Raw genomic sequence first — 12,063 nt, 5'->3', positions numbered from 1 at the left:
CTAAGAAAATGTCAGTACAAGCATTCCAATTACCGAAAGGGGGAGTGACCGCCTTTATACTCTCCTGTATTCTTTGTTTGCTGGGGCCATTTCAAGGATATTCCCAGAGCAACAACCCGATAAGCGTTACCGGCCAGATTAGCAGTGAAGAAGGAGAACCGCTGATCGGGGCCAATATCCTGGTTAAAGGCACCTCCGAAGGAACGGTCACGGATTGGGAGGGCAAATTCCAAATGCAGGCCGGAGCCGGCGATACCCTTGAAATTTCCTACATAGGTTTTAACAACAAGCTGGTACCGGTGCAGGGCCGGAACAGTATCGATATTGTGCTGGAAACCAATGCCACGGGCCTCTCGGAGGTAGTGGTCATTGGTTACGGTGAAGTGAAACGGGCGAATCTGGTAGGTTCGGTCTCCAGCCTGTCGGCGGATGACATCGAAGATATTCCGGCCATTAACCTGACGAGCCTGTTGGACGGTCGGATGCCGGGGGTCAATGTGTCCCCCGCTCAGCCAACTGGTAATCCCGGCGCTCAGACGCGGGTGCGTATCCGGGCGGAAACCACTTTCGGTACTTCCGGCGGCGGAGCCAAGGATCCGGCACCACTGTATATCGTGGATGGTTTTCAAATGACCCAGGAAGAATTCGATGTACTCGATCCTACGCAGATCGAAAGCTTTTCGGTACTGAAAGATGCTTCGGCTGCCGTTTACGGAAGTAAGGGGGCCAACGGGGTGATCCTGGTCAAGACCAAACGCGGTCGGGTCGGCAAACTGAGTGTGAACTATTCCGGTAGTATGGGCCTGAGTGACGCTACCCAGCAAACGGAAATGCTCAGTGCTTACGATCACGCCCGGATGCTGAATGCCATCAATGTGGATAATCCCGGCTACGTGCCGATCAGCGCCGAAGAACTGGAAGCCATGCGCAACCTGAATTACAACTGGTTGGAAGATGCCTGGAAACAGTCTCTGCTGTCCAATCATTCCATCAACTTTTCCGGCGGTACGGAAAAGATCAAATACTTTGCGGGCGGTTCCTATACCTACACGGAGGGGAACTTCGAACAGATGGATGTCGGTAAATATTCCTACCGCCTGGGCCTGGATGCGCAAATCACCAATGACCTGCAGGTATCGGCTACCGTAGCGCTGGATAATCGCAATTTCAAACGGCCTTATCTGTCCGGGGCCGGCATCAATACCATGGAGGGCCTGTTCCAGCAATTGCTGCAGGCACCTAAATGGACGCCTCCTTTTATCGACGGATTGCCGGTATATAATAACCTGGATTTCAATCCGATGGCTTTGTTTAATTCCGGTAGTTATCGAAGTGATCTGGATAAAGGGAATACCCTTAACCTGCGGGCAACCTATAAATTCCCGACTATTGAAGGCTTATCCGCCACCGCTTCAATCAGTCGCCGGGAGGGATACAGCTACACCAAAGAATACAACATTCCCTATACGCTGTACGAATTCCAGCCGCAATTCCAGTATATCCTCAGCGACCAGCTGATCTCGGAGCAGCTGATCAACAACCGCAACCGGATCTCCGAATCGTTTTCCAATAAGCAAAATTATCAGTTAAACCTAAACCTCAATTACAATAGATCCTGGGGGGAACATACCCTTTCGGCTTTTGCCACCTACGAACAGATGGAAGGCAAATCTTCCGGCTTCGGTGCCCTGGCCGAGAATCTGTTGATCTACGGTGTGGAAACCCAGCGGGCTTTTGATTACCTCTCGGCCGTCAGCCAGGGTGCTGTTTACGAATCGGGCGATCTCGGCGCGGTGGCCCGATTGAACTATTCCTTTGCCGACAAATACCTCCTGGAATCTACGGTGCGCTACGAAAGCACGGTACTATTCGCTCCCGGCGAGCGGTCCGGATTCTTCCCGGCGGTGGCGATCGGCTGGGTGGCTTCCGAAGAACCTTTCCTAAAAGAGAATGTGAACTTTATTGACTATCTGAAATTCCGCCTGTCCGTCGGTCTCACCGGTTACAGTTCCGTGGGTGCTTATGAGTACAATCTGAGCTATGCGCCTTCCGGAAGTTATCTCTTCGGTGGGTCCACCGCCGTTCCCGGACTGGCCGTCTCCGGTAAAACGGATGTGATCAGTAGCGGGGTCAGCTGGGAAAAATCCCAGATGCACAACCTGGGCATGGACCTCAAACTGTTGCAGGGCCGCCTGAGTTTTGCGGTGGATGTATATTACACCAAACAATACGATATCCTGGACAAGCGGACGGTTGAGTTCCCGCAAAGCTCGGGGATCACCGATCTGCCCAGTGAGAACCTCGGTCGTTTGAACGCCTGGGGCTACGATATGTCCATCGGCTATCGCGGGCAACCCAGCCAGGATTTCTCCTGGAACATCAGCGGCAACTTTTCCTTTGCGACCAACCGGATCTTACAACGTCCCACGCAGTGGGCACCCAACGATTTCCGCTATCCCATCGGACAGAGTACTTTCGCAGCCGGACGGGAAGAAGGCTATTTCACGGAGGGCATCATCCGCACCCAGGAACAGCTGGACGCCATCAATGCCATGTGGGTGGAAACCTGGGGCCACGTCTATACGATTGAGGGCAAACCGGCCGAAGTGGGTAGCCTGTACTTTCAGGACATCGGACGACCCGGAGATCCCAATCTCGGCGAACCGGAAACCGTTTTCGAACCGGACGGCGAGATCCACCGCATCCACGATAAGACCTACATTGAACGGGTAAACGACAACTTTACCTGGAAAAACCTGCTGCCGACCAACATCAGTCTCGGTTTTACCTGGAAGAACTTCCGCGTCAGTACCTTATGGGGCATGGCCTACGGTATTTCCAACCAGGTAGTAGATAAACTGGCCCGCTCGGTGGTGGGTGCCCGGGAAAATTCTCCGGCATTCTGGTCCGATTTCTGGTCGCCGGATAATACCGATGCGGCCTATCCCAACCCGAAATTCGGGACCTACAACGAATGGGCCTCTACCTTCTGGATGCGGGATGTTTACCAGCTTCGGCTGAAGAACGTAAATATATCCTACCGCCTGCCCCAGGAACTTTCCGAAAGAAGAGGCATTCCCGAACTGAGGATATTTCTGGCCGGAACCAATCTCTGGTCACCGATCAGCACCTTTGATTACAAAGAAGATGCGATCTCCCGGTACAATACCTATCCTTTGCTCCGGTCGCTGAGCCTTGGCCTAAACGTGAGAATGTAAAAACCAGATGAACATGAAAGCAAGAAAAAATCAGTGGATAGTTCCCTTCAGTTTATTGTTTATCCTGTTGACGGGTTGCAGTAAAGTACTGGACAAATACGATCTGAACGTAGTGGATGACCGGATCTGGGAAGATGAAGGTCAGGCTATCCTTTATCTGAACAACTTATACGAAGATAATATGCCTCCCATGTCCCTGGGGGCCAACGATGCTTATTCCGACGAGACTTTTTCTTCTTCGCAAGCCATAACGGATCTGCTGTACGGTTTTTTCGGTGCCAGTGATATCGATGCGGTACAGGCATTACACCGGGATAATTACCGGCTCATTCGCCAGATCAATATCTGCATCGAAGGACTGGAGCGCTCCTCGCTGGACGAAGAGGTGAAAAGACCGATCCTGGGCCAGGCTTTGTTTTTCCGGGCCTGGAGATACTGGGAAATGGTGAAGCTGCACGGTGGCATTCCGATGGTCAACCGCGTGCAAGACCCCTTCCTGGAAGCGGACCTGAATGTGGCCAGAAGCCGAACGGGAGAATCGGTTGATCTTATCGTCGCCGATCTGGATCTGGCGATCGATTACCTGCCGGTTGAATGGTCGCTGGACCGCGACCGGGGCCGCATTACAAGTGGTGCGGCGGCGGCTTTCAAAGGCCGGGTGCTGCTCAACTGGGCTAGTCCACTTTTCAACCGGGGCAATGACCTCAGCCGATGGCAGCGGGCCTATGATGCCAATACCCAGGCGGTAGACCTCCTGGGACAGATGTCCGTACCCCGGGCTTTGCATCCCGATTTTAGCACCATTTTCACGGTTGATGTTCTGAATAATACGGAAGCGGTGCTTTACCGCCGTTTCGATCCGGGAGCCGGCGCTGATTATACCAGTGGTTGGGAAGGCCGGGTGCGTCCGCCGTCCGGCGGTGGAAGCGGGTCGTCCACGCCCACCTGGGAACTGGTGCAGGCGTTCCCCATGCAAAACGGCAAACATATCGAAGATCCCGAATCGGGTTACGATCCGACCTACTACTGGCGGGATCGCGATCCCCGTTTTTATGCGACCGTTGCTTTCAATGGCAGTGAATGGGAAATGAACGGTCGGGAAATGACCCACCAGTGGACCTATATCCGGAATATCCACGAGAATAACCGCTCGCCGGCTACCGGTTTTTACAACCGCAAAGCCACCAACCCGGAAATTCCGCAGGAAAATATATCGATGACGGGAACGGACTGGCACGAGATCCGTTACGCCGAGGTGTTGCTGAATCTGGCCGAATGCGCCAATGAACTGGATAACCGCAGCGAAGCGCTGGAGCTGGTCGGTCGCATCCGCCAGCGGGCCGGCATCGACGCCGGTGACGGTAATTTCGGCATCGCTGCCTCGGTGAGCAAAGAGGACCTCCGGGAACTGATCATGATCGAGCGGCAGGTGGAATTCGCTTTTGAGAACAAGCGATACTGGGACCTGCGGAGAAGACTGATGTTCCGGAATGACCTCGGCCGCTATGTCAAAAAACTGAATGGAACCCAGCGACACGGTCTGCTCATTGAGCCGGCCTCTCCTTGGGATGAACGCATCCTGGATGCGGATTCACCCTACCGGGGATGGAGACGGATCGATACGGTAGTGTTGTTCAATCACGTCGATATCGAAGATGCCGAATCCTACAACAGTTATTTCAATACGGAAACCCGGGTACTGGAAAGCCTTATCGGGGGGACGACCCAGAGTTTGAACTACCTGGACCTCTACGATTTCTTTGCGGTTCCATCTTCCTTTTTACAAAGCGCTCCATTGGTAGAGCAGACCAACGGCTGGGTAAACGGCTCTTTTGATCCCCTGGCCCAGTAAAGACCAGAACGAAAAACGACCTCAAAAAACAAGTAATAATGAATGATTCAATCAGCAAAAAACTGATCCTGTTCCTGTGCGGGATGTCTCTGACCTGGGGCGCTTTTGCGCAGGTGGTGGCTTTTCCCGGAGCGGAGGGATACGGCCGGTTTGCTTCCGGTGGCCGGGGGGACGGACTGACCAATGAGGTCATAGAGGTCACCACCCTGGAAGATGATCTCGACAATCCGCCCGCAGGTAGCCTCCGCTGGGCCTTTGACCAGGCTATCGTGGAACGCCAGGATCCCATACTTGGAAGTTATTTGGTGAAATTACCGATCACGATCGTGTTTCGCGTCGGCGGGGTCATCAACCTGAAAGGCGAATTGCGGGTAGACCGGGATAATATGACCATCGCCGGACAGACTGCTCCCGGCGACGGCATTTGCATTCGTGGTGCCACGACTAATTTTTCCGGCAGCCGCAATCTGATCGTCCGGCACATCCGTTTCCGGCCGGGCGATGAACTGGGCGAGGAAACCTCTGCCTTCCGGATCGAGAACGGCGGCAACTTCATCATCGACCATTGTTCGATGAGCTGGGCCATTGAAGAAACCACGCATTTTTCCAGTAACGAGAATACGACGGTGCAATGGTGCATCATCAGCGAATCCCTCTATCAATCGATCCACAAAAAGGGCAATCGGGGCTACGCCACCCAGTGGGGCGGCGAATACGCCAGTTATCACCATAACCTGCTGGCCCATCACAACTCCAGAATGCCACGGATAAACGGTTCCAACCGGAACGATGTGGAATCGCTGGTGGATTATCGCAATAACGTCAACTACAATTGGGGCAGCCGGGGCGCTTTTTACGGCGGTGAATTTGAAGGGACTGACGGGCAGGGATTCAGTTACGTCAATGTCGTAAACAACTATTTCAAACCCGGTCCGGCTACCAATGAAACGATAATCTTTGCGCACCCATCCTACAATCGTTCGGGAGTAGAGGTCGACGGATACGCCGACTGGTATTTTTCCGGAAACGTCATGGTGGGTTACCCCGAAATGACCGAAAATAACTGGCAGGGAGTGGATGCTTCCTCCGTCGGTGGGGTGGATAATATTCGTTCCGAAACGGTTTTTGTCAAAACGGACGGTGCTCTGGAACAGTATGCCGATTATACCGAGTCTGCCGAAGAAGCTTATACCTCCGTACTGGCCGGTGTCGGCGCCAATTTGCCCCGGCGGGATACGATTGACGCAAGAGTGATCGCAGAGGTGGATGGGCAGTTACCCATCGAACGTTATGTATACGAAACGGAAGACGGAACGCAAACTCCGGTAAAAGGCACGGCATCCGGACTGATCGACACCCAGTGGAATCTGGTACCCGATTCCCTGCGGGACCAGCAGACGGCCTGGGACGTATACGAAACTTCTGTTGAAGCGCCGATCGATACGGATCACGATGGTATCCCCGATGAATGGGAGATCGCGCGCGGTCTGGATCCGATGGATTACAACGACGGCCGTACGATCACCGCAAATGGCTACAGCAACCTGGAAAATTATCTCAACAATACCGATCATACGGTAGCTACTTACGAACTGGACCCGGAACTTCCCTTCAAGGTCTATCCGAATCCCACCGCTGGTCAGTTGACTATTGAGTGTGCAGAGCGGCTCCAGCGGGTTGATGTGTTCAATCTGTCCGGTCAGCTTATGCAGTCGGTGCGGAACGAGGCCGGTATTCACTCCGTGAATGTCGAAGGTCTACCCGCCGGTATGTACGTACTCAGAGCCCTTACGATAAACCGGAAGATCGTTTCGCAGAAGGTCCTGATCGCGAAGGATTAAGCAATCATTTATCATACTAAAATTAAAACGTCCGATATGTACTATATACGAATAGCAGCCTTACTGCTCTTTTCCTTTTCAATCGCAGAAACTACTTATGCCCAATATCCCCAGGTGCCGGATGATGTAAAAATGGCCACCAATAAGATGATGGATGCCGCCTACGCCCATTCGGACAGCATGTGGCAACTGGCCTTGCCCATCATAGAAAAGGAGGCCGCTGAAGGTCGGCCGTATATTCCCTGGGCCAAAAGACCTTATGACCTGCCGCAGGCCAGTATTCCCGCATTTCCGGGCGCTGAGGGCGGCGGCATGTACTCCTTCGGCGGACGGGGCGGCAAAGTGATTACGGTTACCAGTCTGGCCGACAGCGGCCCCGGTACCCTGCGCGAAGCCTGTGAGACGGGTGGAGCCCGTATCGTGGTTTTCAACGTAGCGGGTATTATCCGGCTCAAATCGCCCCTGATGATCCGGGCACCCTACATTACCATTGCCGGACAGACGGCACCCGGAGACGGAGTTTGTGTAGCCGGTGAAAGTTTCTGGATCGATACGCACGACGTGGTGATCCGCCATATGCGTTTCCGGAGAGGAGAGACCAATGTCGGACGGAGAGACGATGCCATCGGGGGCAATACCATTGGCAACATTATGATCGATCACGTTTCTGCCAGTTGGGGCCTGGATGAAAATATGTCCATGTACCGCCACATGTACGATGACGGAACGGGAAAACCAACGGACGAAAAATTACCGACCGTTAATATCACCATCCAGAATTCCATTTTCTCCGAAGCGCTGGATACCTGGAATCATTCCTTCGGGAGTACTCTCGGCGGAGAGAACTGCTCCTTCATGCGCAACCTGTGGGCCAACAATACCGGTCGAAACCCATCCATTGGCTGGTACGGCATTTTCAACTTTGTCAACAATGTGGTCTTCAACTGGATGCACCGTTCCATCGACGGCGGCGACTACCGGGCCATGTACAATATCGTCAACAATTATTTCAAACCGGGCCCCGTAACCAATCTGGAACGTCCCATCAGCCACCGGATACTCAAGCCGGAATCCGGCCGGAGCAGGTTGGATCACCTGGTATTCGGTCGGGCCTACGTGGAAGGTAATGTCGTGGAGAATAACAAGCGGGTCACTAATGACAACTGGGCCGGCGGCGTACAGGTAGAAGATATGGCCAATGCCGGCGAATACCGCGATCAGATCAAATGGGATCAGCCGTTGCCCATGCCGGAAATGACCATTCTCGATGCAAAGTCTGCTTACAAGTTTGTACTGGAAAATGCCGGTGCCACTTTGCCGAAAAGAGACCCAGTGGACGAAAGGATCGTTCGCGTGGTGCGTACCGGTGAGATTGAATACGCTGCCGATGCCCAACCGAGTGAGCCACAGTTCAAACACCGTCGGCTGCCGCCGGATTCCTACAAGCTGGGCATTATCACGGAAATAAGTCAGGTGGGCGGATATCCGGAATACCAGGGAGAACCTTACCAGGACTCGGATATGGACGGCATGCCGGATGAATACGAAAAGCAATACGCCGAATTGGGGCTGGACCCCAATGATCCGAAAGACGCGCAGCAGGATTGCAACGGTGACGGATACACCAATATTGAAAAATACATCAACGGTATTGACCCAACGAAAAAGATCGATTGGAGCAATACACTGAATAATTTTGACACTTTAACCGCAAGCAGAAGTTGTTGTTCCAACTAGTGGGACAACATAATTTTCGGGCTTTCGCCAGATGGCAATGTCATGTTGCCATTTGGCAAAGCTACTTTTTTTATTGGGTAATAGCCTGAAAATTACGCGTTTGCTGTTCAAAATAAATTTCATTCCCGACCGCTGACTACGAAAGATGCCGGTTCAATAACCCGGACGGGCGGGACTACTTCGACAAACAACTGGTAAACGATTTTATAGATTCATTAAATCCCTACCGACAGGACGCACCAAAGATATTGGAAAAGCTAAACGGTTTAGTGTACATGCAAAACAGGACCATCCGCCATTTATTGAGGAACCTACTGCTGGTTTCGATCGTGCTGCTCCCCTTCACGGGCAAAGCGCAATCGGAAGCACTGCCCTTGCTGCGGCCGCAGAATGGCGCACTCCTGTATACGGCGGATAGCCTGGGAAACCGGATCCCCGATTACTCTTACTGCGGCTACCGATCCTCGGAAGTGGAATTACCGATCGTCCCGGCGGTATTGGTCGTACAGCCGATGCAAGAAGATGCGACTGCGACCTTGCAAGGGGCCATTGACCACTTGTCAACCCTGCCGGTACAGGCAAACGGATTCCGGGGAGCTATATTACTGGAGGAAGGTCGCTACCGTTTGAACGGCCGGTTGACGATCCGGCATTCGGGGATCGTAATTCGCGGCCGGGGTGCGGAAACGGTCCTGGTCGCCGGTGGCACCGACCGGCAGACCCTGATTCGGGTACTCGGAAAAGACGATCGGGAATGGTCGGCCAATACTCCGGTAACGGAGGCTTACGTCCCCGTCGGGGCCCGGGAATTACAGGTAGAAAACCCGGAAGCTTTTCGGGCCGGAGATCAGGTCACGATCCGGCGTCCTTCAACTCAAACGTGGATCGATCTGCTGGGCATGAACGAATACGGCGGTGGCACGGGCTGGCTGAAGTGGCGGCCCGGCGAACGGGATTTGCTCTGGGAACGAACGGTCCTTGCCGTTGAGGGCTCCCAACTGCAACTGGATGCCCCGCTGACCTCCGCGCTGGATACCGCCTACGGAGGTGGCACAGTAGCTAAACTACAATGGCCGGGAAGAATTGAACAGATCGGTATTGAAAACCTGTCGCTGCAATCGAGTTACGATCCGGAAAATCCGAAAGATGAAGGCCACTGCTGGAATGCGATCTCCTTTGAGTACGCCCGTAACGCCTGGGTGCGAAACGTGAGTTTCCGGCACTTTGCGGGTTCGGCGGTGGCGCTGTACGAAACGACCGATCAGGTAAGCGTGCAGGATTGCGTGTCAACCGACCCGGTATCCGAGATCGGCGGAGAAAGAAGAAATACCTTTTTTACCATGGGCCAGCGTACCCTTTTTTTGCGCTGCTACGCTGCACTCGGACGGCATGATTTTGCCGCCGGATTTTGTGCCCCAGGACCCAATGCTTTTGTCCAGTGTACGAATTATCTGCCTTATGATTTCAGCGGAGCCATCGATAGCTGGGCCTCGGGCTTGTTACTGGACAACGTACTGATAGATGGTCAGGCTATACGATTCTCCAATCTGGAACGTACCCGGCAGGGAGCCGGCTGGAATGCGGCCAATAGTATGATCTGGCAAAGCGCTGCCGCTAAGATAGAATGTTACAATCCGCCAACCGCCAATAACTGGGCTTATGGCGTCTGGGCCCGCTTTGCCGGGGACGGACATTGGTACGAAGCCAACAGCCATATTCAACCGCAGAGTTTATTTTTTGCCCAGTTGGCGGAACGAACCGGCAGAGAATTAAACTCCTTTGACGATCAACTCCTGAGCTATCGGGGCGCATCGACGAGCAAACCCAGTCACGAGCAGGCGGCGGAAGCCACCGAATTTGTGGCTATGCCGGCCCCAGACCTACTCCATCTTATCGCAAGGCATGGTCTTCCGGAATCACTCGATGCTAATCTGTCGGGAGCAAGGATTATGGAACCGGTACTGCCGACAGAATCAGGCAACAAAACTTCGGCAGCCGCTTCGGTTAGCGTGCGAAATGGGCTATTACTTTTTCAGGATAAAATACTAACCGGTCGCCAAATGGGCGTGCCCTGGTGGCGCGGTGACGATCGGCCTTTCAATACCGAAAAGTCCCAGCCGGCGATCACGCGATTTGTTCCCGGCCGGACCGGACTCGGCTACACGGACGAACTCTCCGCAGTAGTCGACTACATGGTCCAGGAAAAGGTCGCCCTCGTCGAGCACAATTACGGACTTTGGTACGATCGTCGCCGGGATGATCACGAGCGGGTACGCCGGATGGACGGTGACTCCTGGGCCCCGTTCTACGAACAACCGTTCGCCCGCAGTGGGCAGGGGGAGGCCTGGGACCGCCTGAGTAAATACGATCTGACCCGTTACAATCGCTGGTACTGGTCGAGACTGGCGGATTTTGCCAGAATTGCCGAACCGAAGGGGCGGATCTTGATGCACCAAAATTACTTCCAGCACAACATACTGGAGGCCGGTGCCCACTGGGCCGATTCTCCCTGGCGTCCGGCCAATAATATCAACGATACCGGTTTTCCGGAACCGCCGGCCTACGCCGGAGACAAACGCATCTTTTTTGCCGGACAGTTTTACGATGTGGATCATCCCGTTCGACGCGCTTTGCACAAGGCTTACATCCGGCACGGGCTGGATCAGTTGAAGGACCGGAGTAATGTACTGCAAAGCATCAGCGCCGAATTTACCGGTCCGCTGCACTTTGTGGAATTCTGGCTGGACGTGATCGCCGAATGGCGCTCCGAGAATAACTCCAGGAACCTGATCTGCCTGAGTACGACCAAAGATGTCCAGGATGCAATTCTGGCTAATCCAAAATATGCCAAACTGGTCGATGTGATCGGTATTCAATACTGGGCTTATCGCGCGGATAGTTCACTCTACACACCACTCGGGGGGATCCATCTGGCACCCCGGCAAAATGCCCGGCTGGAATCCCCTGGCAAGCGGTCCTTTGCGTCCGTTTACCGTTCGGTGTCCGAATATAGGCTTCGTTATCCCGATAAGGCCGTCATCTATTCCGAGAACGGGGATCCGAGATGGGGCTGGGCCATCCTCATGGCCGGAGGCTCTCTGCCGCCGGTACCGGAAGAACTGCCGGAAGCTTTCTACGCGCTGGCGGCAAGCATGCACCCGGTGAAAGGATCGGGACCGGCTACCGGCTACCTCCTGGAAAACGATCGGGATGAAATGATCATTTATCTGGTAGCGGGAAGCAGTGTGCGTCGCAATTTGCCGGCTGGGAATTACCAGGTCGATCATTTTACGCCACGTGGGAAAGCCGTGAAACGAGAAAAATGGACTAGCCGAAAAGGACCCTTCACATTCAAAAATGACTCGGAAGCGGACTTGATACTTTGCCTTCATAAAGACAACTGGAAATAAATTAA

General features: G+C 53.7%; 5 protein-coding genes. All 5 read left to right on the top strand.

Annotation, left to right across the window (positions count from 1 at the left end):
* Positions 1-8: 8 nt before the first annotated feature.
* Positions 9-3,218, top strand: coding sequence for a SusC/RagA family TonB-linked outer membrane protein (locus CRP01_RS32170; protein WP_170110624.1), 3,210 nt, complete (start codon positions 9-11; stop codon positions 3,216-3,218).
* Positions 3,219-3,231: 13 nt separating this feature from the next.
* A complete protein-coding gene (locus CRP01_RS32165; RefSeq protein WP_170110623.1) occupies positions 3,232-5,070 on the top strand; it encodes a RagB/SusD family nutrient uptake outer membrane protein in 1,839 nt (612 codons plus the stop codon).
* 38 nt (positions 5,071-5,108) lie between these two features.
* Positions 5,109-6,911 (top strand): T9SS type A sorting domain-containing protein, encoded by a 1,803-nt coding sequence (locus CRP01_RS32160; RefSeq protein WP_099154189.1) that lies wholly within the window; start codon positions 5,109-5,111, stop codon positions 6,909-6,911.
* A gap of 36 nt (positions 6,912-6,947) precedes the next feature.
* Complete coding sequence (locus CRP01_RS32155; protein WP_099154188.1) at positions 6,948-8,648, top strand: pectate lyase family protein; 1,701 nt, start codon at positions 6,948-6,950, stop codon at positions 8,646-8,648.
* Positions 8,649-8,923: 275 nt separating this feature from the next.
* Positions 8,924-12,058 carry a DUF6298 domain-containing protein gene (locus CRP01_RS32150; protein ID WP_099154187.1) on the top strand — a complete coding sequence of 1,045 codons (3,135 nt, stop codon included), beginning with the start codon at positions 8,924-8,926 and terminating at the stop codon, positions 12,056-12,058.
* Positions 12,059-12,063: the final 5 nt, after the last annotated feature.

The sequence above is a fragment of the Flavilitoribacter nigricans DSM 23189 = NBRC 102662 genome (genome assembly GCF_002646595.1).
GTDB classification, from domain to species: domain Bacteria; phylum Bacteroidota; class Bacteroidia; order Chitinophagales; family Saprospiraceae; genus Flavilitoribacter; species Flavilitoribacter nigricans.
This window is presented reverse-complemented; position numbering and strand designations above follow the sequence as displayed.